Raw genomic sequence first — 25952 nt, forward strand, 5'->3', positions numbered from 1 at the left:
GGGTTACACGTCCCGCTTCTTGGTGACCAGCAAGGAGGCAACCAGCAGTACGAGGGCCCAGGCGCCCAGTACCAGCGCGCCCTGCCACTGGTTCAGTGCGCCGTCGGCGATGGTGATGGCCACCATCTGCTCCCCCGCGCTGCTGGGAAGGAAACGAGCAGCGTCGGGAACCCAGTCGGCGATCCCTGCCAGCAACGTGGCTACCAGGATTGGCAGGATCAGGAGTAGGCCGATCGTGGTGACCACGCCTCCGGCCGTGTTGCGCAGTAGGGTACCAATCGACATCGCGATGATAGCCATTAGGGCGAGCACCGAACCGGTGTTGATGATGTGCATCAGCACCCCCTCGTCACCGAGTCCGAATTCGAGTTCCGACGGGGTCAGGATAGGTTGTGCGATGAGGTAGCTGACCAGGGCTGAGCCGGCGCCAACAACGAAGGCCACCACTGCGAACACGGCCTGCTTGGCGAGGAGTGCTGGAATACGTTTTGGCACTGCCACCATCGTGGAGCGGATCATCCCGGTGCCCCATTCAGACGCGATCAGGACAACTCCCAGCGACCCAATCAGCAGTTGGCCAAAGATCAGTCCCGAACCCGGGATGGTGTTGGTGATGGAGGTGGCGTCCGGGGCGCCCTGCATCTGGGCGGCCATCTCCGGGTCTCCCTGTAGATCGAGCAAAACCGTCGTTTGCCACGCAAAGAGAGCTGCCAGACCAATCATCACGATGACCGTGATCGACAGCATGATCACGGTGGAGGGCACCGTGATCAACTTGATCCATTCGGACTTCAGGATCCGCATGAAGTTCACGCCACTACCCTGGGTGGTGCCGCGCGTAGGCGCTGCGACTGCTGTGTGAGACATGGCTAGTTTCCTTCCCCGACGCCGGCGGCCTGGGTTGCCTGCGGGAGATCGGCCGAGTGGTATTCGACCGAATCGTTGGTGAGCTGCATGTACGCCTCTTCAAGGGACGCCTGCAGCGGTGTGAGCTCGTAGACCAGCACCCGGTTGTCCAGGGCGGTGCGGGCGATCCGGTGAGAGTCGGCGCCGGTGATCTCGAGCATCTCGGGCTCCAGCTGCTTCGAGGTGACACCGTCACCGGCAAGCGCCCGGATGAGTTCGCTTGGGTTGTCGGTGCGTACCCGGGTGCGCGCCTGTCCCTGATCCGAGATGATTTGCTCGATGGGGGCGTCGGCAATAATCCGTCCGCGGCCAATCACAATCAGGTGGTCGGCGGTCAATGCCATCTCCGACATCAAGTGGGAGGACAGGAAAACTGTGCGCCCTTCAGCGGCGAGCCCCTTGGCAAGGTGGCGCACCCACTGGACGCCCTCGGGGTCCAGTCCGTTGACTGGCTCATCGAGGATGACAGTGTGGGGATCACCCAGGAGCGCTGCGGCGATGCCGAGGCGCTGGCCCATGCCGAGGGAGAAGCCGCCGACCCGCTTCTTGGCAACGGGGCCCAGCCCGGTCATTTCGATGACTTCCTTGACCCTGCTATTGGGGATGCCGTGGGTCGCTGCCATGGCTCGCAGGTGGTTGTAGGCGCTGCGCTTGGTGTGGACTGCTTTCGCGTCCAGGAGGGCGCCGACCTCGCGGAGGGGCGCCCGGTGCTCGGCGTAACGCCGGCCGTTGACTGTCACGTTGCCGGAGGATGGGTTATCCAACCCGACGATCATCCGCATCGTAGTGGACTTGCCGGCGCCATTGGGGCCGAGGAAGCCGGTGACCTTACCGGGGTGGACCGTGAATGACACGTTATCCACTGCTGTCTTGGAGCCATAGCGCTTCGCCAGGCCTTGTGCCTCAATCATGGCTGCGTCCTTAAGATTGCTGTGGTGCCCACGGTGCTGGGCCTACCTCTACCCTACGGATTGTCCCTCGCCCGGTCGCCGCTCCTTGGGATGATGTTTGGCGGCCTTCGCCTACACCTTTCGGATGAGTAGGCAGCGTACCCCCGGACCTCCTGACGCAGAAACGGCCCCCGGGGTCAGGATTGCCGGGTGCAGCCGGCACTCCTGACCCCAAGAGCCGTTTCTGGGTATCCGACGTGGGTCTACCGTGAGCTGATGGACTCAAACTTCCTGATGCAAAGCGGCACGAAGATGAGCAGCATCAGCGCGATCCCCACGAAGATCGTGATGAACGGGTTCTGAAGGGTCCACGCCGTGGGTTCCGGGAAGTCCGGATTGGTGTTGCCGAACAACTGCCGGGCCGATTCGACCAGGGCCGAAACCGGATTCCACTCGGCGATGTTCTTCAGCACCTCGGGCATGGTGTGGATTGGCACGAAGGCGTTGGAGATGAAGGTCAGCGGGAACAGGATCATGAAGGACGCGTTATTGATGACCTCCGGGCTCCTGACGCTCATACCCAGCAACGCCATCACCCAGCTGAAGGAGTAGCTGAACAGCAGCAGGATGGCCACGCCGCCCAGGAATCCCCAGACGGAGGTGGTGACGCGCCAGCCGACGATCCAGCCGGTGCCCATCATGATCAGCATCGAAATACTGTTGATGACCAGGTCCCCGTTGGTGCGACCAATCAGCACCGCCGCGGGGTTCATCGGCAGGGTGCGGAACCGGTCAATGATGCCGTCCTTGAGGTCCTGGGCCATAGCGGCGCCGGAGAAGGTCGACCCGAAGATCACCGTCTGGGCGAAGATTCCAGCCATCAGGAAGTTGGTGTAGTCGGAGACGTTCATCGCCCCGCCGTAGACCTGGCTGAACAGCAACACGAACATGATCGGCTGCAGGATAGTGAAGACCAGGATCTCCGGCACCCGTTTGATCTTGATCAGGTTCCGGCGGGTCGCGATCCATCCATCCGAGAGGAGCTGCCCCGCGGGGGTGCCGACACTCTCGTAGGTCGTCTGCTTGGTGAGGACACTCATTTGGCTTGCTCCATTTCGGATTTCTCGGTGTCCTGCTCGTTTTCCGCGGTGTGGCCGGTGAGCTTGAGGAACACATCATCGAGGGTGGGGCGGCGCATACCGGCGTCGTGCAACCCGACGTTGGCCTGCCCCAGGTCCGCGAGGATGTATTGCAACGCGCGTGGTCCTTCGGTGACAGCCACCTCGACGCTGCGCCGGTCACTGGAAACCCTTGCCTCACCCTCGCCATGGCGGGCGAGGATCTCACTGGCCGCGCCGGCGTCGGACTCGTCGACGAGGGCCACGACCACGCGATGCCCGCCAATTCGGGCTTTCAGTTGGTCGGAGGTGCCCTCGGCTATCACCTTGCCGCCGTCGATCACCGCGATGTCGTCGGCCAGGTGGTCTGCCTCCTCAAGATACTGGGTGGTGAGCAGCAACGTAGTGCCGTCATGGACCAGGTTCTTGATGATCTGCCACAGGGCCAGCCGGCTCCGCGGGTCAAGGCCCGTGGTGGGCTCGTCAAGGAACAGGATCTTCGGGTTGATGACGAGCGCCCCGGCAAGGTCGATCCTGCGGCGCATACCGCCGGAAAAACCCTTCACCGGGCGGTTGCCGGCCTCGGTGAGCTCGAACTGGTCGATCAGCTCCTGGGCACGACGCCTCGCCGTCTTGGCTCCGAGATGGTAAAGACGGCCCACCATTTCCAGGTTTTCGAACCCGGTCAGGTTCTCGTCAACTGCCGCATACTGTCCGGACGCCCCGATGATCCGACGGGCTGCCCGGGGGTTCGAGAGCACATCGATGCCGTCAACGAACGCCGTGCCCTCCGTGGGCTGGATCAGCGTTGTCAAGACCTTCACAACGGTGGTCTTGCCCGCACCGTTGGGACCGAGCAGCGCCTTGACGGTGCCCTGGGGCACCAGCAAGTCCAACCCGTCCAGCGCGTGAACGGGGCCACTCTTCGATTTGTAGGTCTTTTTCAGACCTCTGGCCTCAATAATTGTCATGCGTCCAATCTTAAGGTTCGGAGCAGCCCGCAGGTAATCATTGAGGACAGTTTTTGTCCGCGAGGGAAGCGGTCAGAGTGGGCCCGGTTGATCCAGCTTCTGGGGGACGGGTGTGCCCAGGGGATCGGCGTCGGTCCGGCGTTCGGCGGCAGCGGGTGCGACCAGGAATGAGGCGAGGACCGCCACCCCCACGACGAGCAGTGCGTTGCGGATGCCGACCACATCGCCGAGGAATCCAAGGAGGGGCGGTCCGGCCAGGAACGCCAGGTAGCCGATGGTGGAAACCACAGATACCCGGGCCGCCGCATGACGCGGTTCGTCGGCGGCCGCCGACATTCCCATCGGGAAGCCCAGCGCTGCGCCGGCACCCCAGAGCACCGCTCCCACCCCCGCAAGCGGCACGGTGGGCGCAAAAACGAAGATGATGAGCCCCACCAGCGACGACCCGAGGCTGATCTGCAGCACCCTGACCCGGCCATACCGGTCAATCAATCCGCCGCCCACAAACCGAAACAGGGTCATCGCAGCCACAAACACGCCGAACATGAGCGCGCCAGTCGCTTCGCTGGCCCCCAAGCCGTCGACGGTGGCTTTGGCCACCCAGTCGTTGGCCGCACCCTCGGTCAGGGCAGCGCCCAGCACCACCAACCCAATGAGCAGTGTCCTTGGCTCCAGCCAGGCAGCGAACCGGCTGGGCTGGGGAGTATCCGGGTACGCGTCGGCGTGGGAGATGTCCGGCAGGAAGTAGCGGGGCACCCAGAGGGAAACCACGAGGACGACGGCGGCAACCCCCAGCAGGTGGTAGGACAGGTCGACGTCGAGGTGTGACAGACCGGCGCCGACCATTGCACCAACGAAGGCGCCGCCGCTGAACGCCGCGTGGAACTTGGGCATGATGGTGCGGCGGAGGCGGTGCTCGACGTCGGCACCCTCAATGTTTTGGGCCACATCCCAGAGGGCAACGCCCACGCCGAAGAGAAATAGTCCGATCGCGGTGAGGGAGACCGACGTCGTCGTCAATCCGCCGGCAATGGTCACCGCCGCGAGGGCAGACACTACGCCACCGATCCTGACCGTATTGGCGACCCCCACCCGGCCTGAGATCCCGCCCGCGAGGGGGAGGGCAATCACCGATCCGGCGGCAGCAGCCAACAACAGGGCGCCCGTCTCCCCCGAGCCGAGGCCCAGCACCGAGGACGCGGACGGGATCCGGGCAGCCCAACTCGCGAAGACCAGGCCGTTAAGGCCGAAGACGGCGAACGTCGCCCACATGGCCGACAAGACATTTGTTTGCACCAGTAAACCGTATGCGCAATTTTCGGAGCCGGTCTACTGCCTCAGCCGACCGTTTGGGTCAGCGGTCGCGCTGCACCCGGCCCTCATCCCAGACCGGCTCCTCAGTTTCGTACACCAAGCCGTCCGACCCGAAAACCATGAACCGGTCAAAACTGCGCGCGAACCATCGGTCGTGGGTGACAGCCAGCACGGTACCCTCGAACGCGTCGATGGCCTTCTCCAGCGCCTCGGCCGAGTGCAGGTCGAGGTTGTCGGTGGGCTCATCGAGCAGCAGGAGCGTGGCACCCGAGAGTTCCAGCAACAGGATCTGCAGCCGTGCCTGCTGCCCACCCGAGAGGGAGTCGTACAGTTGTTCCGCCTGACCCGCCAGACCGTAACGGTCAAGGACTCCTGACGCCGCTTCGCGCGGCAATCCCGACCGGTGATCATCGCCGCGGTGCAGAATGTCGAGCAGGGTGCGTCCCAGGAGGTCGGGTCGCACGTGGGTCTGCGCGAAGAAGCCGGGTCGGATCCGCGCACCGAGCTTCACTGTTCCCTCGTGTGGGACGGGCTGGATGCTGACCTCGGAGACCGGTTCGTGTTCCTTCTCCGGATCGGTGCCGCCACTGGCAAGCAGTCGTAGGAAGTGGGACTTGCCGGAACCGTTGGAGCCCAGCACTCCTACCCGGTCGCCGAACCAGATCTCGGTGCTGAACGGCTTCATCAGCCCAGTGAGTTCGAGTTTCTGGGCGACGACTGCCCGCTTGGCCGTGCGACCACCCTTGAGCCGCATGGTGACGTTCTGCTCTATCGGGATCGCTTCCGGCGGCCCGGCCTCAAGGAACTTCGCGAGCCGGGTCTGGGCGGCGTGGTACCGGTTGGCCATGTCGGACCGGAACGCCGCCTTGTTCTTGTACATGTTGACCAGCTCTTTGAGCTTGAGGTGCTCCTCGTCCCACCGGCGCCGCAGTTCTTCGAACCTCAGGTTCCGGTCGGTGCGGGCCTGCAGGTAGGTTTCGAAGCCGCCACCGTGGATCCAGCTGGACGCGCCGAGCGCTCCCGGTTCAAGGGTGATGATGCGGGTGGCGGCGTTGGCGAGCAGTTCCCGGTCGTGGCTGACGAACAGCACCGATTTCTTGGACTCGTTCAGCTTCGCCTCCAGCCAGCGCTTGCCGGGGACGTCGAGGTAGTTGTCGGGTTCGTCGAGGAGCAGCAGCTCGTCCGGGCCGGAGAACAGTGCCTCCAGGACCAGCCGTTTCTGTTCGCCGCCGGACAACGACGACGACGCCCGATACTGTGCCCGGGCGTAAGGCACCCCGAGTGCAGCCATGGTGACTTCGTCCCACGTGGTTTCCAGTTCGTATCCACCGGCGTCACCCCACTCGGTAATCGCGTGGGCGTAGCGCATTTGGGTGGGTTCGTCGTCGTTCTCCATCATGGCGAGCTCGGCGTCGTCGACCGCTTTCGCGGCCTTGGCGAGGGCTGGCGGCGCGGCGGAGACCAACAGGTCCCGGACCGTCGTCTCATCCCTGACCTGGCCGACGAACTGGCGCATGATTCCCATGTTGCCGGAGCGGGTGACGGCGCCTTCATCGGCGGTGACATCGCCGGCGATGATGCGCAGCAGTGTGGTTTTGCCCGTGCCATTGGGGCCGATCAGGGCCGTCTTGTGCCCGTCGCCGACCTTGAAGCTGACGGCGTTGAGCAACTGCCGCCCGTCGGAGAGGAAGTAGTCAATGTTGGAAACGTCTAGATGAGCCACACTTTAAGTTTGTCACCCGGAGGCAAACCGGCCCCTGCCGATCGAGCGAGGCCCCACCCAAACCCACCGGGTGAGGCGCACCCCATCCACCTGCCGTTTTCCGGTCAGGAACGGCCCCGCGAGTCAGGTTGGCCGGTTGCAATCGGCCATCCTGACGCCGAGGGCCTTTTCTGGATCGGGTCACCGGTGATCAGCCGTGGGTCAGGTCGCTGGCGGACCGCCTCCCGGCGGGATAGGCAGTGGTCAGCCGACGGTGAAGATCCGACTGATCGGCGCAAGGTTGTTGAAGCTGTAAACGTGGAGGCCCGCGAAACCACCCGAGTCGAGGACTGACCGGACCAGCGGCGAGGGGTCGTACGACGACGGCGCCAGCACGCTGCGCACGAGCGACCCACCCCCGGTGCCGGTCAGGGACCGCCTGGCAAACTTCAGCGATGGACCTACACCGATGCGTGCGGCGAGTGAGATCAGCCTGGCACGGCCAACGGCGCCCGGCACCCCAGCCCAGAGAGGCAGGGTAATTCCAGCGGTGCGCAGCTCGGCCACATAGGCTGCGAGTACTGGTCCGGAGAAGCAGAGCTGAGTGACCGCCCAGGAACATAGCTCCTGTTTGGCCAGCAGCAAATCGGTGAGCTCCCCGGCCGATGCTCCCGGCCGGCCCTCCGGGTAGGCGGCAGCTCCCAGGACGAAGGACCCGCCGCCGATCGAGGTGATGTCCTCCATCAGGGCCCCGCTCCAGGCATAGGGGCCCGCGGCGGAGCCGCCGTCGCCCGCTATCACGAAGATGTCAGAAACGCCGGCCGCCTGCAGCCGGCCCAGGAAGCCAGTGAGCTGCCCGCGCGACGCGATGGATCGGGCCGCCAGGTGCGGGACGGCCTGATACCCGAGGCCGGCCAGGCGCACGGCAAGATCTACAGTTTCCTCGGCCCCGTGGTGCGGGAGGCAGGTGATCGTCACCACCGCGGGCGGCGGCAGGTGTTCCTTGAGCGCCTCAACGACCCCGCTACCCGGGATGATTTCCACCCGGAGCGGAAGACCCCCAGGGTGGTCAACCATGGTTCAGCACTCCACCACGTTCAGCGCCAGGCCCCCGCGGGCTGTTTCCTTGTACTTGTCCATCATGTCGGCGCCGGTGTCCCGCATCGTCTTGATCGCGACGTCGAGCGAAACGTGGTGCTTGCCGTCGCCGCGGACCGCCATCCGGGCCGCAGTGATGGCCTTCATGGCGCCGACCGCATTGCGTTCAATGCACGGGATCTGCACCAGACCGCCCACCGGGTCGCAGGTCAGGCCCAGGTTGTGTTCGATGCCAATCTCGGCAGCGTTCTCCACCTGCTCAGGGGTCCCGCCGAGCGCCTCAGCCAGTGCGCCGGCAGCCATCGCGCAAGCCGACCCCACTTCGCCCTGACAGCCGACCTCGGCACCGGAAATGGAGGCGTTCCGCTTGAACAGGGCACCAACGGCTGTCGCCGCGAGCAGGAACCGGACGACGCCGTCGTCGTTGGCTCCCGGAACGAAGTCCACATAATATTTCAGGACCGCAGGGATGATCCCCGCGGCACCGTTGGTCGGTGCCGTGACCACACGGCCACCGGCCGCGTTTTCCTCATTGACGGCGAGTGCAAAGAGCGTGACCCACTCCATGGTGCTCAACTTGTCGTTGGGATCCTCGGCCTTTTGCTGCAGCTTGAGCTGGGTGGCTGCCCGACGTCGGACGTTCAACCCGCCGGGCAGGATTCCGTCGGTGGTGGATCCGCGGCGGATGGTGTCCTGCATGACGTCCCAGATTTCGAGCAGGCCGGCACGCACCTCGGCTTCGGTGCGCCAGGACAACTCGTTGGCCATCACGATCTCGGAGAACGATTTGCCGGTCGCGGCGCAGACTTCAAGGAGCTGTTCGCCGGTATCAAAGGGGTGCTGCACCGGGGCGGTCGCCTCGGCGGCGGGGTCCGCGCCGATCTGGTCCTCGTCCAGCACAAACCCGCCGCCCACCGAGAAGTAGTCCCGGACCAGCAGTTCCGACCCATCAGCTCCGTAGGCGTGGAACCGCATGCCATTGGTGTGGAAGTCCAGCCGCTTCCGGCGATGCATGATCAGGTCGACTTCCGGATCGAAGTCAATCTCACGCCGCCCAGCGAACCGCAGCCGGCGGGTCTCACCCACCTCATCCACGCGTGGACCGGCCGTGATGGGGTCAACCAGTTGCGGCTGCTCACCCTCCAGGCCCAGGATTACCGCCTTGACGGTGCCGTGCCCGTGACCGGTTACCCCCAGCGACCCGAACAGTTCCACCTCGACCCGCTGCACCGCATCCACCAGGCCCCGCTGCTCCACCAGCTCCGTGTAAAGGAACGCAGCCGTCATCGGCCCCCCGGTGTGGGAGCTGGAGGGGCCGATTCCAATTTTGAACAGGTCAAAGGCGCTAATAGGCATGGGGTTCCTTAGCTGTGATTCTGAGTGCCCGCACCGAAAGGCACGACGTCGGCATACAGCGGGTGTTGGGCGGCCAGCGCCTGAACCCGCTGGGTGAGTGACGTGAGGTCGGCATCGGCGGGAGCGATGAGGGCCTCAGCAATGATGTTGGCCACCTCGGTGAACGCTGCGGCCTCAAATCCGCGGCTCGCGAGTGCTGGCGTGCCGATGCGCAGCCCCGACGTGACCATGGGTGGGCGGGGATCGAAGGGCACCGCATTGCGGTTCACGGTGATGTCGATCTGCGCCAACCGGTCTTCGGCCTGCTGGCCGTCGAGCTCGCAGTCACGCAGGTCCACGAGCACCAGGTGTACGTCGGTACCTCCGCTGACCACTGAGATGCCGTGCGCGGCGACGTCCGGCTGAGTGAGCCGGTCGGCAAGGATCCGGGCGCCGTCCAGGATGCGCTGCTGGCGTTCCTTGAACTCGGCTGATGCCGCGATCTTGAAGGCGACGGCCTTACCCGCGATGACATGCTCGAGGGGTCCGCCCTGCTGTCCCGGGAAGACCGCCGAGTTGATCTTCTTCGCAATATCAGCATCGTTGCTGAGGATGATTCCACCGCGCGGGCCAGCGAGGGTCTTGTGCGTGGTGGAGGTGGTGACGTGGGCGTGCTGCACGGGGCTGGGGTGGAGTCCCGCCGCGACCAGACCGGCGAAATGCGCCATGTCGACCATGAGGTAGGCGCCCACCTCGTCGGCGATGCTCCTGAACCGTTCAAAGTCGAGCTGCCGTGCGTAGGCGGACCAGCCGGCCACAATGAGCTGCGGCTTGTGCTCGCGGGCCAGGCGTTCGACGTCGTCCATGTCCACCCGGTAGTCATCGGCCTGCACCTGGTACGGGACCACGTTGTAGAGCCGGCCGGAGAAATTGATCCGCATGCCGTGGGTCAGGTGGCCGCCGTGGGCGAGATTCAGGCCCATGATGGTGTCGCCGGGCTTGATCAGGGCGTGCATGACGGCGGCATTCGCCTGTGCTCCGGAGTGGGGCTGGACGTTGGCGAATGCCGCGCCGAAGAGGGCCTTTGCCCGGTCGATGGCAAGCTGCTCGAGCACGTCGACGTGCTCGCAGCCACCGTAATAGCGACGGCCCGGGTAGCCCTCGGCGTACTTGTTGGTCAGCACCGAGCCCTGCGCCTGCATCACCGCGACCGAGGTGTGGTTTTCGGAGGCGATCATTTCCAGTCCGTTGCGCTGCCGGGTGAGCTCAGCGTCGATGCTGCGCGCCACCTCCGGATCCAGATCGGCGAGATTCGCGTTCAGGTGGCCAATGGTGTCCAGCTCGGTCAGGGTGCTCATGCGTCTATCCCGTTCTTCGTGGCGTATTCCTCGGCGGACAGCAGGGGGCCCTCGCTGGCGACGCTGACCTTGAACAACCAGCCAGCTCCGTAGGGATCCTCGTTCAGGATGCCCGGGTTGTCCACGGCGTCCTGGTTGATCTCGGTGACCTCTCCCGTCACGGGAGCGTAAAGGTCGGAGACGGATTTGGTCGACTCAACCTCGCCGCAACTTTCGCCGGCGGTCACCGTGTCCCCCACCTCGGGGAGGCTGACATAGACAACGTCGCCGAGCGCGTCGGCGGCGATGGCTGACACGCCGACGGTGGCCGCGCCGTCTGCTGGGGTGTCGATCCATTCGTGCTCGGCTGAGTAGCGGAGGCCTGATTTAATGATGCTCACGTGGGTGTATACCTTTCAGGGTATGTAAAGTCTGGCTATTTTTGGCGGCGGTAGAACGGCGTGGCAACCACCGTGAACGGTTCTGGCTTCCCTCGGAGATCAACCTGTACCTCGGTGCCCGGCTCGGCCAGTTCGGTCTTCACATAAGCCATCGCCACAGGGTAGCCGAGGGTGGGGCTGGGCAGGCCCGACGTCACGGTCCCCACGACCGAGCCGTCGACGACGACGTCGTACCCGGCGCGGGCCGACCGGCGTCCGGCGCCCTGCAGACCGACCAGTTTCCGTTCCAGCGTGGCTTCTTTAAGAGGCTCCAGCACCGACCTCCCGACGAAGTCCTCGGTCTTTTTGAGGCTGACCACTCCGCCGAGTCCTGCTTCGAACGGGTTGGTGTCCAGGCCGAGCTCGTTGCCGTAGAGCGGCATGCCCGCTTCCAGGCGTAGCGAATCCCGTGAGGCGAGACCGCAGGGTGCCAGCTGATGCTGGGCTCCGGCCGCGGCGACCGCTTTCCACAGCTGTACTGCCTCGGGGTTGCCGATGAATAGTTCGAAGCCGTCTTCGCCGGTGTATCCGGTGCGGGCCAGGAGGACCTGCAGACCCGCCAGCTCCACCTCGACGGCCGCGTAATACAACAGGTCGGTGATCAGTTGACGTGACCCAGTAGCGGCGATCTCCAGCAGGATTGCTTCGGCTGCGGGACCCTGAACGGCAATCAGTGCCGTGCTCTCGGAAACGTCCTCCACTGTCACATCGAAGGTGGCGGCCCGTTCCTGCAGGGCGGCAGCGACCGTGTCGGCGTTGCTGGCGTTGGGAACCACGAGGTACCGGTCGTCTGCCCGACGGTAGACGATCAGGTCATCGATCACGCCACCATCCTCGGTGCAGATCAGCGAGTACTTGGCTTTGCCGACGGCGATGGCGGCGAGGTTGCCCACCAGCGCATAGTTCAGGAACTCGGCGGCCTGGGCTCCCGAGACCCAGATTTCGCCCATGTGGGAGAGGTCGAAAAGTCCTGCGGCGCGCCGGACCGTGTGGTGTTCCTCGAGCTCGCTGCGGTACTTCAGGGGCATCTGCCAGCCACCGAAGTCGGTGAAACTGGCTCCGAGCAATTCATGTTCGGCGTACAGGGCTGTCTGCTTGGTCATGGTGATCCTTCCAATCGAGCGTGTGGGTCAACCCGGACAGCCGGCGGCTGCGCGGGGACGAGCTTCAGTCTTCGAAGTCCTCGATGGGCGGGCAGGAGCACACCAGATTGCGGTCGCCGTGCGCGCCGTCAATGCGTCGGACCGGCGGGAAGTACTTGTTGTGCTTCAGCGCGCGGACCGGGTACGCGGCCAACTCCCGGGGGTACGCCTGGTCCCAGGTGTCGCTGATCAGGGCGAATGCCGTATGCGGTGCCTGCCGGAGCGGGCTCTGCTCCAGCGAGTACTCGCCCGCCTGCACCTGGTCGATCTCACCCTTGATCGCGATCATGGCGTCGATGAACCGGTCCAGTTCGCCAATGTCCTCGGACTCCGTGGGCTCGACCATCAGGGTTCCGGCCACGGGGAAGCTCAGGGTCGGAGCGTGGAATCCGTAGTCGATGAGCCGCTTGGCGACGTCTTCGGCGGTCACTCCGGTGGCAGCGGTCAGGGGCCGCAGGTCCAGGATGCATTCGTGCGCGACCAGACCCTTCTCGCCCGAGTAGAGCACGGGGAAGTGTTCAGTCAGGCGAGCCGCAACATAGTTGGCGGCCAGCAGCGCATGCCCGGTCGCTGAGGTGAGGCCCTCGGCTCCCATCAGAGCCACATAGGCCCAGGAAATCGGTAGCACCCCGGCGGAACCGTACCGTGAGGCGGAGATCGGAACCCCCGCATCCCCGCTCTCGGGTGCTGCGGCGTCGCCGGGCAGGAACGGTGCCAGGTGCTCGGCAACAGCCACGGGGCCCACGCCCGGTCCGCCGCCACCGTGGGGGATGCAGAAGGTCTTGTGCAGGTTCAGGTGCGACACGTCGCCGCCGAACTCACCGGGCTTCGCGAGGCCCACCAGGGCGTTGAGGTTGGCGCCGTCGATGTAGACCTGGCCGCCGGCGTCGTGCACCTGCGAGCAGACCCACCTGACGTCTTCCTCAAACACACCGTGGGTGGAGGGGTAGGTGATCATGATGGCCGAGAGCTGCTCGGCGTGCTGGGCGATCTTCGCCTTGAGGTCGTCGTGGTCGATATTGCCGTTGTTGGCTGTCTTGACCACCACAACCTTCATCCCGGCCAGCACTGCCGAGGCCGCGTTGGTGCCGTGGGCGGAGGAAGGGATCAGGCAGACGTTGCGGTCCTGGTCCCCGCGCGAGAGGTGGTAGCCACGGATGGCGAGCAGCCCCGCCAGTTCGCCCTGCGAGCCGGCGTTGGGTTGGATGGACACCTTGGCGTAGCCGGTGATTTCGGCGAGCTTGTCCTCAAGATCCTCGATCAGCCACCGCCAGCCTTCGGTCTGGTGCGCGGGGGCGAACGGGTGGATGGTGGCGAATTCAGGCCAGGAGATCGGCTCCATCTCCACTGTGGCGTTGAGCTTCATGGTGCATGAACCCAGTGGAATCATGGTGCGGTCCAGCGCCAGGTCCTTGTCGGAGAGGCGGCGCAGGTACCGCAGTAGCTGGGTTTCCGAGCGGTGGCTGGAGAAGACCGGGTGCGTCAGATAGGTCGAGGTGCGGACCAGGTCGGCTGGGACCCCGGCGTGCCCGTGGATCTCGGCAAGTTGTTCGACGCCGAACACGCCCGCAAGGGTGGCGAGGTGCTCGTCGGTGGTGGTCTCGTCGCAGGAGACGCCGAGGTGATCCTCGTCTACCAGGCGAAGGTTGATGCCCGCAGCCTCGGCTTTGACCTGGAACTCCTTGGCCCTGCCAGGGACGTTGATCAGGATGGTGTCGAAGAAGTCGGCGTGGACAACTGTGACGGTATCGGCGAGCGTCGCAGCCAACCGGGCGGCGTGTGAGTGCACGCGCGCGGCAATCGCCTTCAGGCCATCGGGGCCGTGATAGACCGCGTACATGCTGGCGACGATGGCCAGCAGCGCCTGAGCGGTGCAGATGTTCGACGTCGCCTTCTCCCGCCTGATGTGCTGCTCACGGGTCTGCAGCGCGAGGCGGTAGGCGGGTGCGCCGTCGGCGTCCTTCGACACCCCGACCAGCCGCCCGGGAAGCATCCGCTCAAGGCCCTTACGGACCGCCATATACGCGGCGTGGGGGCCGCCGAAGAAGAGGGGTACACCGAATCGCTGGGCCGACCCGACGGCGATGTCGGCGTCCTGCTCGCCCGGAGGCGTGATCAGGGTCAGCGCCAGCAGGTCGGCCGCCACGGTGACGAGGGCGCCGCCGTCGTGCGCTGCGGCGATCACTGACCGGTGGTCACGGAGGGCACCCGAGGCGCCGGGCTGCTGCAGGATGACGCCGTTGATATCACCGTCGGGCAGTCCCTGGCTGAGGTCCGCCACCTCCACCTCGAAGCCGAGTGCTTCGGCGCGGCCGCGGACGACGGCGATCGTCTGCGGCAGGCAGTCGGCGTCGAGTACCGTCTTGCCCTTGTTTTTGCCGGACCGGCGCATCAGGAGCGCAGCTTCGGCGACGGCTGAGGCTTCGTCGAGGAGTGAAGCGTTGGCGATGGGCAGGGCGGTGAGGTCCTGCACCATGGTCTGGAAGTTCAGCAGGGCTTCCAGCCGGCCCTGGGAAATCTCCGGCTGGTACGGGGTGTACGCGGTGTACCAGGCGGGGGCCTCGAGGACGTTCCGGCGGATGACCGGTGGCGTCACGGTGTCGAAGTAGCCCTGGCCGATCATCTGGACGGCAGTCGTGTTCTGACCGGCGATGTCGCGCAGCTGCGCCAGAACCTGGGACTCACTCAGCGCGGCTGGGAGGTTCAGCGGCTCGGCCGAGCGGATATTGGCGGGGACCGCAACCTCCACCAGTTTGTCGAGACTGGGGTAGCCGAGCAGGCTGAGCATCTGGGCGGCGTCGGTGGAGCGTGGGCCGATATGGCGGTCGGCGAAGGTTGATTCGGTGAGGGGCTGAGCGGTCATGGGAACTCCCTTGATGAGGTCCGGGCGTCGGCGTCTGCCCGGATTATGGTGAGTTCCTCCCCGCTCTGTATGGGACCTGAGAGATTCCGCAGAACTACACGCCTGCTTGCACCGTCGGTGAGGTGGACGTGGATCCGTCCGCCTGCTTTCCAGAGTTGCCTAGCCGCAGCGGTACTGGGCCTGAGAGATTCCTGGGGAGGATTTGCTCCTACGGCGCCTGCCGGAGTGTGTGTCTACGGAAGTACTCTCCCGCTGCAGATCAAGGGCTATGAAATTATGAGAATCGTGATCTAGCTTACTAGGCCGCGGACAGGAGTGCCAAAAACTCCGGTCAGGTGAATCGGTGGTCAATCTGGAGATTGGGGGTGGAAATCTTGACCCCCAATGTCCTGATTGACCCCACCGACGGTTCTAGGCGCCAAAGAGGCTACTTGTCACCCTTGAAGACGTCCTTGATGTTTTCACCGGCCTGCTTGGTGTGGGCCGACCCCTGATCGACCTGGCCGTCACGCGACAGGTCCTGGTTGTCAGTGGCATCACCGACGGCTTCCTTTGCCTTGCCGGTAAGTTCTTCGGCCTTGTTTTTCGCCTTATCAATGAAGCTCATGGACATCCTTCTCTCTTGGTAGGTGATAGCTCGATAGGTCAGCTCTCACAAAGTACCTACAGGAGTAGGACGTGCCGCTCCGAGAATCCTCACGGTAAAGTTCGCCGATCCGCTTGGAGACCCACGCCGAGCGGCGGAACCGCCAGCCCGAACACCTGCTTCAGGGCCAGCCGTGCCGCATGGTAGCCGCCCATTCCGTGGACTCCCGGCCCGGGCGGTGTCGACGCCGAACACAGGAACACACCATCCAGCGGCGTCCGCCAGGGAGCGGGAGACAACACCGGCCGCGCCAGCATCTGCGAAAGGGTCACTGCTCCTCCCCCGAAGTCGCCCCCCACATAGTTGGCGTTTGACGTAGCCAGCTCGGCCGCCGTCGTCGTGAACGAACTGACGACGACGTCGCGGAAGCCCGGTGCGAAGCGTTCGATCTGCGCGGTAATGGCATCGGCCATGTCATGGGTGGAACCACTGGGGACGTGGCAGTAGGTCCACAGGACATGTCGGCCCTTGGGGGCACGGGACGGGTCAAACAGCGACGGCTGGGAGAGCAGAACGTACGGGTTATCGGCGTGTTTACCGGCGGCCACCTGGGCTTCGGAGGCGACAATTTCGTCGCGGGTACCGCCCAGATGAACGGTTCCGGCGTGTGCAACATCCTCGTTGCTCCACGGCACTGGACCGGACAGGATGTATTCCACCTTGCAGGCGCCATCACCGAACCGGAATCGTTCGAGGGCTCGTTCGTAGCTGCGCGGAAGCCTGCCGTCCGCTAGCTCGAGCAGCCCGGGCGGGGCAACATCCAGCAGGACCAGCGGAACGCCCCTCAGTTCGGACAGGGACCGCACTGCGTGGTCGGCAACAATGTTCCCGCCGTGCGCCCGAATGTCATCGGCCATGGCGTTGGCGATTGACTGGGACCCACCCAGTGGGATTGGCCAGCCGCCGGCATGTGCCAGCGCGCCCAGAGTCAGTCCGGCTCCGGCAGCGGGGAGGGACGGCAGGGTGCCCACCGGGTGGGCCGCGACTCCGGTGAACAGTGCTGCGGCTGCGTCAGTGCTGAACCGCCGGTTCCAGAGCGGTGTCCCTTGATCGAGGGCGGCCAGGCCAAACCGCACCGCCGCAATGGGGTGGCGTGGCACCCGCAGCAGGTGATTCAGTGCTACATCGAGGGTGCCTTCGATGTTCCGTACGAGGGGCTCCATGAGCCTGCGGTAGGCGGGGCCGTCGCGCCCCAGCCCGTCGGTGGTACGCGCAAGGTCGCGGAACGCAACCCCGGCCCGACCGCCATCGAGTGGGTGAGCGTAGGAAATATCCGGCACAGCGAAATCGATCCGCCGCTGCAGTTCGAATTGGGAGAAGAACGGGGAGGCAAGAGCCATTGGATGCACGGCCGAACAGAGATCGTGCAGGTGGCCCGGCTCAAGTTCACCGGTGCGGGCTCCACCGCCAATCGTCGTCGCTGCCTCGTAAACCGTGACGCTGAGGCCCGCGCGGGCAAGGACAACTGCTGCAGCAAGGCCATTGGGGCCCGACCCGACTACTGCTGCGTCAGTCATCGCTGGGCCGCCGTCGCAACAGGGACCCGGTGCGGGTCTTGGCTGATGCGGTGAGCGATCGTACGGCTAACGGCAACGTGCGCCGCACGTTGAGCGCTAGGGCAACCGCGCGGTAGCGAAGCGGGTCCAGGGGCACATCGTAGGTGGTCGGAACCTCGACGATGTTCTTGGAGAAGTTCCGTTTAAAGGTGGTTACGTTGCTGAGCTGCGGGTAGTTCTCGCTGACGATGCCAGTCAACCCACAGCTACGATTGCCTGCCGCTTTGAGCTCCTTGAAAGCGTGCCACAGGAGGAGATAGGGGGCGAATAACTTCCGGGCCGCCTGGGTGCTCGCCGCGAAGTAGTACACCGAATAGCCACGGTACTCGGTGGTGATGAGCCAGCTGATCGCCTGACCGTCGAGGTAGGCGACCATGAGGCGGAGATGATCACCGAGTTGCTCCAGGAGTTGCTCGTAATAGGCTGACTCGAAACTGGTGAAGCCATCGCGGGCGGCGGTCTCTTCCAAAATGGGGAACAGCTCGGAGCTGAAGACAGCCGACCAGTCGGCTCGCTCGATGCTGCGGATCTCGACGCCGGCCCGTTCAGCCCGACGGATGCTGTTGCGTGCATTTGGTTTGAACGCCTTGTAGATATCGGCTTCGCTGGGGGTGAGGTCAACGACGATCTCCCGCTCGTACCAGCCATGCTCTATTGGTCCGGTCGCCGGATCCTGCAGATGCTGGACCTGGAGCCGAACATAGAGGGGCTTGACGGCCGGGCCCGCCCCGAACTGCGCCCTGACGGTCTGCAGCAGGCGTGCTTCGGTGTCAGATGTGCGCTCGGTGAACCAGACTGGCCCATTCACCGCGACCAGCGACTTCCTGAACCGCCTACTGCTCCAGAGGTAGCTGGCGACGGCGACCAGGGTAACGCCGTCGTAGTAGGCCCAGATGCCATAGGGAGTGCGCCCGCGGCTGGATTCGAATGCCGCCCACTGGGGGGTCTGTTCGAGCGGGATCAGCACTGCCGGGTGGGCCGACGACAGGGCTTCGAAGCCTTCCGTGCTGAGTTTCTCAAAGCGAAGGGCAACTGCGGTCACGGATGATCTTTCGGTTCAGGGGCGGGTCGGCTCAAGCGTACCCGAGTGCCGATTGATGCGACGTGGCGACGGCCGGATCGCCGATGGTCAGGTGCGTGATCGAAAGGGCCACCCTGGGGATCGTCAATGTCGAGGCGCCGTACGGGATCCTGACGGGGGTCGATAATGCCCTCAATCACGCGGTACATAAGATATGCCGTTGCCAGCATATGTCCGATGACAGCCAGTAGGTAGTACGGCAAATCAATGTTGTTCTGCTGGTCGCCGCCGCTGGCCTCCCGCGCGAGGTACATCATCAGAGCCCACCAGTGGGCCGCTTCAAAGAGTTGCCAGGTCAGAAAGGTCCGCCACTTCGGATAGGCAAGCGCCACCAGTGGTACCAGCCAGAGCGCGTACTGGGGCGAGTATTCCTTGCCGGTCAGAATCAGCGCTCCCACCAGGAGCAGCGCCAGCTGGGCCAGTCGTGGCCGCCGGGGCGCCATCAGCGCAAGCGCAGCGATACCGACCCCGAGAAGGGTGAACGCCACGGCCGCCAGCACCGTGGTTGTGGCAGCACTCATTTCCCAGCCACCCACACGGGCGATCATCGAATTGTAGGCAAACCAGACTGATGAAGGTCCGGCCTCCGCGGTCAACGCGTCCGCGACGTGGGTTGTCCACCCCCGCGGATCGTACAAAGCAAAGGGAAGATTGGCCGCCAACCAGGTTGCAGCCAGCACGGTTCCCGTCAGTGCAGCGCCCCTGAAGAGGCGGGTGCGCCACGCCAGCAGTGAGACTGCGGCGAAGATCAGCAACGGGTAGCCTGCAGCGGCCGTTCCGAGACCGAGGAAGATTCCGGCCAGGACGAAGCTCCCACGCGCAAAGCCCAACATTCCCAGCGCGGCAAACATCACCGCCCAGAGATCCCAGCCGAGGAACCCGGTCAACACAATCATTGGTGCGACTGCGACCATCGCCGCATCCCACGGCCGCCGGTTGGTCATTCGCACGGTCGCGTAGACGGTGACCAGCCACGCTGCAACCGCCAGCACCGAATGCAGGTCGTAATACCTCAACGTGCTTCCTGCGGGAACGAGGTGAGCGGTCACTCCCGCAAAGGCTCCCGTCAGCGCGGAGTGACCCAGCTGCAGGAAGGATGCCCCATCACCGAGATCCGCAAAGGCGTCGGGCCACTGCGAATGGCAGGCCATGTAATAGCGGTCCGGGCCCAACCATCCCTCGACCCGGCAGGGGTTCCTAATCAGAGCGGCAAGCACCGCCGCCGTCGTCGTCAGCAGGATCAGCACGCGTTCCACCGTGAATGTCCCGGGATCAATCGTGCCCGGGCTGGTTTTCCGGCCCAGCGGGCCACCGATCAGTTCAGTGAATTCCCGCAACAGTGCATCGGCACGCGACGGCGCCGAGATGCGCACCGGCCGCCGCCGGGACTGACCGGTTCCCATGCCTGAAGCCTACCGATCAAGTACGTCATTCACAGCGAATTTGGCCTATATATCAGGATGCTGGAATGCTTCGGGAAGATCGGGTGTTAGGAATAAGAAGTAGACTGGATTAGCTGTTCGATCTGTTACGGGAGAAATCCGGCGGGTCGGCATAAGAAGTGATTCAAGAGGAGAACAGTGGGAACTAACCCCATTAGGGTGGCAATCGTTGGTGTCGGCAACTGCGCGGCGTCATTGGTGCAGGGCGTACGTTATTACCAGGATGCGGACGCTACGGCGTCGATACCAGGCCTGATGCACGTCGAATTCGGTAAGTACCACGTCAATGACGTTGAGTTCGTTGCCGCATTCGACGTCGATGGCAAGAAGGTGGGGCTGGACCTCGCCGACGCCATCGGTGCCAGCGAGAACAACACCATCAAGATCGCCGATGTACCGACAACCGGCATCAAGGTACAGCGGGGCCACACCCTCGATGGTCTGGGCAAGTACTATCGCGAGACCATCGTGGAATCCGACGCGGAGCCAGTCGACATCGTCGCCGAGCTCAAGGCCAACAAGGTCGACGTCATGGTTTGCTACCTGCCCGTCGGGTCCGAAGACGCGGCACGGTTCTACGCACAGTGCGCCATCGACGCTAAGGTGGCCTTTGTCAACGCGCTGCCCGTCTTCATTGCCGGCACCAAGGAGTGGGCTGACAAGTTCACTGCCGCCGGTGTTCCCATCGTTGGCGACGACATCAAGAGCCAGATCGGTGCAACGATCACCCACCGTGTCATGGCAAAGCTCTTCGAGGACCGGGGCGTCACCCTGGACCGCACGTACCAGCTCAATGTCGGCGGCAACATGGACTTCAAGAACATGCTGGAACGCGACCGGTTGGAGTCCAAGAAAGTTTCCAAGACACAGGCTGTCACGTCCAATGTGCAGGCTGATCTGGGCGAGCGGAACGTCCACATCGGTCCGTCCGACTACGTAGCCTGGCTGGATGACCGCAAATGGGCGTTCGTCCGTCTCGAAGGACGCAACTTTGGCGACGCGCCCGTCTCCCTGGAGTACAAGCTCGAGGTATGGGATTCGCCGAACTCTGCCGGTGTGATCATCGACGCCATCCGTGCGGCGAAGATCGCCCTCGATCGCGGGATTGGTGGTCCACTGCTTTCGGCGTCGAGCTACTTCATGAAGTCGCCACCGGAACAGTACGCCGACGATATCGCCCACGAGAAGGTTGAAGCCTTCATCCGTGGAGAGCTTGACCGCTAGCCTGCGGGTCTAACTACCGCAGCCTTCGACCGCCTGCGTGGGCGCGGTGGACCTGTGGGGTGGTAATTTTCCGCCCCATGCCCACCGCGCCCACGGGCGTCCGGTGGCTGGGTGCCGCCAGGGCACACCACAAGATGGGCGCCGCGAGGGCCCGTGACCTAGAACAGGCCGACCGCGCCGCCGTCGTCGTCGACGTCCATCCGCATCGCGGCCGGTTCCTTCGGCAGCCCCGGCATCGTCATGACCGTGCCGGTCAGCGCCACAATGAATCCGGCACCGGTCTTGGTGATCAGATCGCGGACGTGCACCGTGAATCCCTTCGGGGCTCCGAGCATCGCAGGATCATCGGAGAAGGAGTACTGGGTCTTCGCCATGCAGACCGGCAGCCCACCCCAACCGTTGGCTTCAATCTCTGCCAGCCTCCGCAGCGCTGGCACTGAGAAGTCGACGCCGTCAGCCCCATAGATTTCCTGCACGATGGTCCTGATTTTTTCCTCCACCGAAAGCTCAAGCGGGTACAGGTGACGGAAGCTCTGCGGCCCTGCCAAAGCGGTCAGCACCTTCGCCGCGAGTTCGTCCCCGCCGGATCCACCGCCGCCCTGTCCCCAGACATCAGCCACGGCGGCTTCGATTCCTTCAGCAGCGCACCACTCGAGTAGCCAGTCCAACTCTTCTTCGGGGTCGGTTGCGAACCGGTTGATTGCCACCACCGGGGTAATACCGAACTTCTCCACGTTGTGGACATGGCGGCGCAGGTTGGCGACCCCCGACTCCAGTGCGGCCGGATCAGGCTTCCGCAGATCGGTCTTGGCCACACCGCCGTGCATCTTCAGGGCACGGATGGTGGCGACGATGACGACGGCGGCCGGCGCCACGTCCGCGTACCGCGCCTTGATGTCCATGAACTTCTCGGCACCCAGATCGGCTCCAAACCCAGCCTCAGTGACCACGATGTCGGCAAGTTGGCGGGCAGTGCTCGTGGCGATGACCGAGTTGCAGCCGTGTGCGATGTTGGCGAACGGGCCACCGTGGACGAGGGCGGGCGTACCGGCAATGCTCTGGACGAGGTTCGGTTTAATCGCATCCCGCAGGAGCAGGGTCAACGCGCCCTCCACGCCCAGATCCCCCACCGTCACTGGTTTACGGTCGAAGGTGTAACCGAACGTGATTTTCGCCAGCCGGTGCTTGAGGTCCTGCAGATCCGAGGCGAGACAGAACACCGCCATAATCTCTGACGCAACCGTGATGTCGAAGCCGTCCTGTCGGGGGGTGCCCTGTGTTGGCCCACCCAATCCAATCACCACCTCGCGCAGGGCCCTGTCATTCATGTCCAGGACCCGCTTGAAGGTGATCCGTCGCGGGTCGATGTTCAGCTGGTTGCCCTGGTAAATATGGTTGTCCACCAGCGCCATCAATGCGTTGTTGGCGCTGGTGACCGCGTGGAAGTCACCAGTGAAGTGCAGGTTGATGTCCTCCATCGGTAGGACCTGCGAATAGCCGCCCCCGGTGGCGCCGCCCTTCATGCCCAGGATCGGCCCGAGGGATGGTTCCCGCAAAGCGATCATGACATTACGTCCGCTTCGTGCCAAAGAGTCCGCCAGGCCAACCGTGCAGGTCGATTTTCCTTCACCGGCGGGCGTGGGGCTCATTGCGGTTACCAGAACCACTTTGCCGGCGGGCTTCCCGGGGTTTGGAAGCAGCTTTGCCGTATCGATCTTGGCCTTGTACCGACCGTAGTGTTCGAGTGCTGCGGCCGGTATGCCAGCTTTGGCAGCAATGTCGTCTATGGGTTGGATGGCTGCGTTACGGGCGACTTCCAGGTCGCTCGTTGGGGTGGGCAAAGACTTCATTGTCAACAGTCCTCTGGGCTTGTGGCGCGTCGGGAGTGAGTCCCATAAGGTGCCGCGGGTCTGGGCACAGCGTCAAATCTACCAGCGGCATCCGCGATTCAGCTGAGCCCGGACCGCCGCAACAGGTAGGCGATCATGGGTTCGTAGAGCCCTGGGGACACGTTGTCGTCAAGGGGAACCGCTACTTTGAGTTGCCCCTCTGCCTCGGAGACGAACAATCCCGGGTCGTTGCAGTCGGCGAACCCCACCGCTGGGATTCCTGCGCTGGCGGCGAACCCAGCCCAGCCGTGGTCGGCCACCACCAGGTCCGGGGTTGGCTCGCCGAGTTCCGCGAGCAGTTCGAGGCTAAGCTGCATTGGTTCCGGCGAGTGAGTGTGCGCCAGCCCGCCGTGCTGATGCCAGACCAGGACCCCGAAAAGTTGCCGGATGTCACCCTGCCTGAACTGTTGCCCCTCGGGTACCTCGACCACCGTTGCCCCGGCCCGGCGGGCCGCAGCGGCCAGGGCCGCATGCACCGGGAGCAGGCCTGCAGGGTGCCCGGTTGCGAAGAGGATGCGATGCCCGGCCGCCACAGCGGCTCCGAAAACGGACCCAAACCGGTCCAGCGCGGCCACGCACCGGGCCGAGTCGATGGTGTCCTGCCCCGTCACGTGGTTACGGTTCGGGCTGATCCCTACCCGGTCACTCATCAGCTCGAAAACCTCATCGAAGTTCCATGGGCGGGTGGTGCGGACACCAAACTCGAGGTGTTCGCTGCCCTCGAGGAATAGCTGCATGTGCCGCAGATTGTCTTCACGCGGGGTAGCTACCGCTCCAGTGATTTGGACAGAGTCAAGGTAGGCAGCAAGTTCGGTGGAGTTCACAGAACCATCCTAGGTGAACTCGTTTGCGGGCGAACGCCGCCGGGACTATCAGCGCGCTGCGGCTTCTTCGAACCGCTCGACGGCGGTACGGTAGCTTTGCGCTGTCAGGAGCGCGGTACGCTGCCACCCGAAAGCAAGGGCGTGAATAGCGGCGCCCCTGCCAAGTGACGCGCGGGTCGCGGCGTCGTCGTACATGGTTTCAAGTGCAGCTGACCACAGCTCAGGGGTGTGACCGTTGACCAGGGTGCCGGTCCGGCCGTCGCTGATGGCCTGCGGCAGGCCCCCCACATTGGCGGCTAGCACCGGGGTGCCGCACGCCTGCGCCTCGAGCGCCACCAGCCCGAAGGATTCAGTGAAGGAGGGCATCGCCACGAGGTCCGCCGCTCGGAACCAATGGGCCAGCTGGTTCGCCTGGACTGGCGGGTAGAGTCTCACCCTGTCCTGGAGCCCGACGTCGTCAATGAGGGGCTGCAACCGCAGTGCCTCCGCGCCGCTGCCCGAGCCCAGAATGCTGAGCTGCAACGGGATGTCCGGGCGACGTGCCGCGAGGTCGGCGGCGGCCGCGACCAGCACCTGCGGTCCCTTCAGTTTCTGGATTCGTCCCGCGAATACCACGTGAAAAGCGTCAGGCGCGAAATTGAGGGATGCCCGGGATTCGGTGCGTGACTCGGGGTTGAACGTCTCAAGATCAACGCCGGGCGCCACGATGTCCACTCTTTCGGGTGCAGCACCGTACAGGGATTCCAGCTCGGCTGCCTCGGTGGAAGTGTTGGCGATCAGGCGGGAGGCGCCATCGACAATCGCCTGTTCCCCGGCAACCCGGACATCCGGCTCGGGTGTACCACCAGCGTGCAGGCGAATGTTCTTGACGCGTGCCATGGTGTGCATCGAGTGCACCAGGGGAAGGTTGAGACTGGCCCCGACGGTAAGACCGACACTTCCGGAAACCCAGTAGTGGGAGTGGATGACGTCGAAGTGGCCATCCGCCAGGAGGTCGGTCACCTCGGCGATAGCATCGGTGAACGATTCGGACAGGCCCGGCAGTTGTTCCTTGGGAACCTTACGCTGCGGTCCCGCCCGAAGGTGTCTGACGATGACCCCCGGCGCGAATTCCTCGGAGTGCGGTTGCCCCTCGGAGGCTGCACGGGTGAAGATTTCGACGTCAATTCCGACACGAGCCAATTCCAGGGCCAGGGAACGCACATAAACATTCATTCCACCGGCGTCGCCGGCCCCCGGCTGATCCAGCGGGGAGGTGTGCAGGGAGAGCATCGCCACACGCTTTACCGGAGGCATAAGATCTCCTCTCCCCTGATTGCTCTCGAACTTGTCGAGCGCTTGAATTGTCTGACGTTTTGCCGCCGCTACTGACCATATAACGTGCCGTGCAGGCTGCACATTCCGTGTCAGGCTGCAGAGACCCGAATATTCGCGCGCGTTAAAGGCGGAAGCCCGCGCTGGGAAGCGCGGGCTTCTCGATTGGTGGGACTAATGACTTGCATCAGATCCTCCTTCGCGGGTAGTCAACAAGGTCAGAACCGGGCCATTCGCAGCGTGGATGAACCAGCTACTTGACGTACATGGTGTGCTGCGGCAGGACAAGACGGTCAACCGTGTCCCTCGCGACAGGCGGGGGTGGGTCGGGTATTCGTTTCCACAGGGACACACTGTCCCTGAGCTTCTTCAACATGATTTGCACCTCCTCTCGAGAGGCATAGTTGGGCATGACTGTGATTGGCGAATCGGGTATACCAGTTTCCGGATCCCCGGTGGCGGTGAGATTGCCAGCCATGATGAATTCGCCATGCGCCCGGATGGGGTTGCCGGGGGTAACTGGTGAGACGGCAGGGGAAGTGGAACTGGTCAGCAAAGTGGACACAGGGGTCTCCTGAATTTGATGGTGCAAAGGGAATCCTCAATCGAGGAGGGCGGGCAAACAGCGCACGCAGCAGGGCGGCGGAAACCGCCTGAGCATCAAATGGGGTACCGAAAATGGGTCGCCTCCCGCCAGGTGGGAGGGCGACCGAATCAGCAGCTAGCTAATGCGCAGCAACGGAGGCCGGACTGGTGTACGCGGTAAACGATCGGCGTAGCTTTGTATTCACAGTTCCCACCTCCCTTTCATCTAGTGCGCCAATAGAGACAGTGCCGAAATTCATCAAGCGATCACTCGA

The 25952-nt window shown here is 64.1% G+C and carries 21 protein-coding genes and 1 riboswitch; of the genes, 1 reads left to right on the forward strand and 20 read right to left on the reverse strand.

Annotation, left to right across the window (positions count from 1 at the left end; translation table 11 throughout):
• Positions 1-3: 3 nt before the first annotated feature.
• From ACX80Z_RS08765 to ACX80Z_RS08840, 16 genes are all read right to left on the reverse strand, one after another.
• Entirely contained in the window at positions 4-867 is an 864-nt protein-coding gene (locus tag ACX80Z_RS08765) for an ABC transporter permease subunit (RefSeq protein ID WP_019482091.1), read from the reverse strand.
• Between the two features lie 2 nt (positions 868-869).
• Positions 870-1817, reverse strand: a complete 948-nt coding sequence (locus tag ACX80Z_RS08770) for an ABC transporter ATP-binding protein (RefSeq protein ID WP_019482090.1) — start codon at positions 1815-1817, stop codon at positions 870-872.
• Between the two features lie 242 nt (positions 1818-2059).
• The gene (locus ACX80Z_RS08775; RefSeq protein WP_019482089.1) at positions 2060-2896 is read right to left on the reverse strand and encodes an ABC transporter permease; all 837 of its coding nucleotides are present in this window, start codon (positions 2894-2896) and stop codon (positions 2060-2062) included.
• Positions 2893-3885 (reverse strand): daunorubicin resistance protein DrrA family ABC transporter ATP-binding protein, encoded by a 993-nt coding sequence (locus ACX80Z_RS08780; protein WP_019482088.1) that lies wholly within the window; start codon positions 3883-3885, stop codon positions 2893-2895. Before ACX80Z_RS08780 ends, ACX80Z_RS08775 begins: the two co-directional genes overlap by 4 nt.
• A 72-nt stretch (positions 3886-3957) precedes the next feature.
• On the reverse strand, positions 3958-5157 hold the full coding sequence (locus ACX80Z_RS08785) for an MFS transporter (RefSeq protein WP_459315612.1): 1200 nt from the start codon (positions 5155-5157) through the stop codon (positions 3958-3960).
• A gap of 82 nt (positions 5158-5239) precedes the next feature.
• On the reverse strand, positions 5240-6922 hold the full coding sequence (locus tag ACX80Z_RS08790; protein ID WP_459303540.1) for an ABC-F family ATP-binding cassette domain-containing protein: 1683 nt from the start codon (positions 6920-6922) through the stop codon (positions 5240-5242).
• A gap of 243 nt (positions 6923-7165) precedes the next feature.
• The gene (locus ACX80Z_RS08795; RefSeq protein ID WP_459315587.1) at positions 7166-7978 is read right to left on the reverse strand and encodes a methylenetetrahydrofolate reductase; all 813 of its coding nucleotides are present in this window, start codon (positions 7976-7978) and stop codon (positions 7166-7168) included.
• Between the two features lie 3 nt (positions 7979-7981).
• A complete protein-coding gene (locus ACX80Z_RS08800; RefSeq protein WP_459315588.1) occupies positions 7982-9355 on the reverse strand; it encodes an L-serine ammonia-lyase in 1374 nt (457 codons plus the stop codon).
• Between the two features lie 8 nt (positions 9356-9363).
• The gene (gene glyA, locus ACX80Z_RS08805; protein ID WP_459315589.1) at positions 9364-10692 is read right to left on the reverse strand and encodes a serine hydroxymethyltransferase; all 1329 of its coding nucleotides are present in this window, start codon (positions 10690-10692) and stop codon (positions 9364-9366) included.
• Positions 10689-11072 carry a glycine cleavage system protein GcvH gene (gene gcvH / locus ACX80Z_RS08810; RefSeq protein ID WP_459315590.1) on the reverse strand — a complete coding sequence of 128 codons (384 nt, stop codon included), beginning with the start codon at positions 11070-11072 and terminating at the stop codon, positions 10689-10691. Before gcvH ends, glyA begins: the two co-directional genes overlap by 4 nt.
• Before the next feature lie 35 nt (positions 11073-11107).
• The gene (gene gcvT / locus ACX80Z_RS08815; protein WP_459303534.1) at positions 11108-12214 is read right to left on the reverse strand and encodes a glycine cleavage system aminomethyltransferase GcvT; all 1107 of its coding nucleotides are present in this window, start codon (positions 12212-12214) and stop codon (positions 11108-11110) included.
• Positions 12215-12278: 64 nt separating this feature from the next.
• Positions 12279-15116, reverse strand: a complete 2838-nt coding sequence (gcvP, locus tag ACX80Z_RS08820) for an aminomethyl-transferring glycine dehydrogenase (RefSeq protein WP_459315591.1) — start codon at positions 15114-15116, stop codon at positions 12279-12281.
• 159 nt (positions 15117-15275) lie between these two features.
• Positions 15276-15378: riboswitch (glycine riboswitch) on the reverse strand.
• Between the two features lie 165 nt (positions 15379-15543).
• Positions 15544-15723 carry a CsbD family protein gene (locus ACX80Z_RS08825; protein ID WP_019482073.1) on the reverse strand — a complete coding sequence of 60 codons (180 nt, stop codon included), beginning with the start codon at positions 15721-15723 and terminating at the stop codon, positions 15544-15546.
• 89 nt (positions 15724-15812) lie between these two features.
• The gene (locus tag ACX80Z_RS08830; RefSeq protein WP_459315592.1) at positions 15813-17279 is read right to left on the reverse strand and encodes a phytoene desaturase family protein; all 1467 of its coding nucleotides are present in this window, start codon (positions 17277-17279) and stop codon (positions 15813-15815) included.
• The gene (locus ACX80Z_RS08835; RefSeq protein ID WP_459315593.1) at positions 17272-18360 is read right to left on the reverse strand and encodes a lipid II:glycine glycyltransferase FemX; all 1089 of its coding nucleotides are present in this window, start codon (positions 18358-18360) and stop codon (positions 17272-17274) included. Before ACX80Z_RS08835 ends, ACX80Z_RS08830 begins: the two co-directional genes overlap by 8 nt.
• Positions 18357-19802, reverse strand: coding sequence for a glycosyltransferase family 87 protein (locus tag ACX80Z_RS08840; RefSeq protein ID WP_459315594.1), 1446 nt, complete (start codon positions 19800-19802; stop codon positions 18357-18359). The genes ACX80Z_RS08835 and ACX80Z_RS08840 overlap by 4 nt, the downstream gene beginning before the upstream one ends.
• Positions 19803-19979: 177 nt before the next feature.
• Between ACX80Z_RS08840 and ACX80Z_RS08845 the strand changes: the two genes are divergently transcribed.
• Entirely contained in the window at positions 19980-21065 is a 1086-nt protein-coding gene (locus ACX80Z_RS08845; RefSeq protein WP_024475646.1) for an inositol-3-phosphate synthase, read from the forward strand.
• Positions 21066-21223: 158 nt separating this feature from the next.
• Here the strand turns inward: ACX80Z_RS08845 and ACX80Z_RS08850 are convergent, their stop codons facing one another.
• From ACX80Z_RS08850 to ACX80Z_RS08865, 4 genes are all read right to left on the reverse strand, one after another.
• Positions 21224-22915, reverse strand: a complete 1692-nt coding sequence (locus ACX80Z_RS08850; protein WP_019482068.1) for a formate--tetrahydrofolate ligase — start codon at positions 22913-22915, stop codon at positions 21224-21226.
• A 98-nt stretch (positions 22916-23013) separates the two neighbouring features.
• Positions 23014-23778, reverse strand: a complete 765-nt coding sequence (locus tag ACX80Z_RS08855) for a phosphatase (protein ID WP_459315595.1) — start codon at positions 23776-23778, stop codon at positions 23014-23016.
• A gap of 48 nt (positions 23779-23826) precedes the next feature.
• Positions 23827-25074 (reverse strand): D-inositol-3-phosphate glycosyltransferase, encoded by a 1248-nt coding sequence (gene mshA, locus ACX80Z_RS08860; protein ID WP_024475647.1) that lies wholly within the window; start codon positions 25072-25074, stop codon positions 23827-23829.
• A gap of 271 nt (positions 25075-25345) precedes the next feature.
• Positions 25346-25657: a hypothetical protein gene (locus tag ACX80Z_RS08865; RefSeq protein WP_459315596.1), complete on the reverse strand. Its 312-nt coding sequence runs from the start codon at positions 25655-25657 to the stop codon at positions 25346-25348.
• Positions 25658-25952 lie beyond the last annotated feature (295 nt).

The organism is Arthrobacter sp. TMT4-20 (genome assembly GCF_054510775.1).

Excerpts from the sequence above, each read along its gene's own strand:
- ACX80Z_RS08765 (WP_019482091.1), bottom strand. The coding sequence starts at position 867 with ATGTCTCACACAGCAGTCGCAGCGCCTACGCGCGGCACCACCCAGGGT.
- ACX80Z_RS08770 (WP_019482090.1), bottom strand. The coding sequence starts at position 1,817 with ATGATTGAGGCACAAGGCCTGGCGAAGCGCTATGGCTCCAAGACAGCA.
- ACX80Z_RS08775 (WP_019482089.1), bottom strand. The coding sequence starts at position 2,896 with ATGAGTGTCCTCACCAAGCAGACGACCTACGAGAGTGTCGGCACCCCC.
- ACX80Z_RS08780 (WP_019482088.1), bottom strand. The coding sequence starts at position 3,885 with ATGACAATTATTGAGGCCAGAGGTCTGAAAAAGACCTACAAATCGAAG.
- ACX80Z_RS08785 (WP_459315612.1), bottom strand. The coding sequence starts at position 5,157 with ATGTGGGCGACGTTCGCCGTCTTCGGCCTTAACGGCCTGGTCTTCGCG.
- ACX80Z_RS08795 (WP_459315587.1), bottom strand. The coding sequence starts at position 7,978 with ATGGTTGACCACCCTGGGGGTCTTCCGCTCCGGGTGGAAATCATCCCG.
- ACX80Z_RS08800 (WP_459315588.1), bottom strand. The coding sequence starts at position 9,355 with ATGCCTATTAGCGCCTTTGACCTGTTCAAAATTGGAATCGGCCCCTCC.
- glyA (WP_459315589.1), bottom strand. The coding sequence starts at position 10,692 with ATGAGCACCCTGACCGAGCTGGACACCATTGGCCACCTGAACGCGAAT.
- gcvT (WP_459303534.1), bottom strand. The coding sequence starts at position 12,214 with ATGACCAAGCAGACAGCCCTGTACGCCGAACATGAATTGCTCGGAGCC.
- gcvP (WP_459315591.1), bottom strand. The coding sequence starts at position 15,116 with ATGACCGCTCAGCCCCTCACCGAATCAACCTTCGCCGACCGCCATATC.
- ACX80Z_RS08825 (WP_019482073.1), bottom strand. The coding sequence starts at position 15,723 with ATGAGCTTCATTGATAAGGCGAAAAACAAGGCCGAAGAACTTACCGGC.
- ACX80Z_RS08830 (WP_459315592.1), bottom strand. The coding sequence starts at position 17,279 with ATGACTGACGCAGCAGTAGTCGGGTCGGGCCCCAATGGCCTTGCTGCA.
- ACX80Z_RS08840 (WP_459315594.1), bottom strand. The coding sequence starts at position 19,802 with ATGGGAACCGGTCAGTCCCGGCGGCGGCCGGTGCGCATCTCGGCGCCG.
- ACX80Z_RS08850 (WP_019482068.1), bottom strand. The coding sequence starts at position 22,915 with ATGAAGTCTTTGCCCACCCCAACGAGCGACCTGGAAGTCGCCCGTAAC.
- mshA (WP_024475647.1), bottom strand. The coding sequence starts at position 25,074 with ATGCCTCCGGTAAAGCGTGTGGCGATGCTCTCCCTGCACACCTCCCCG.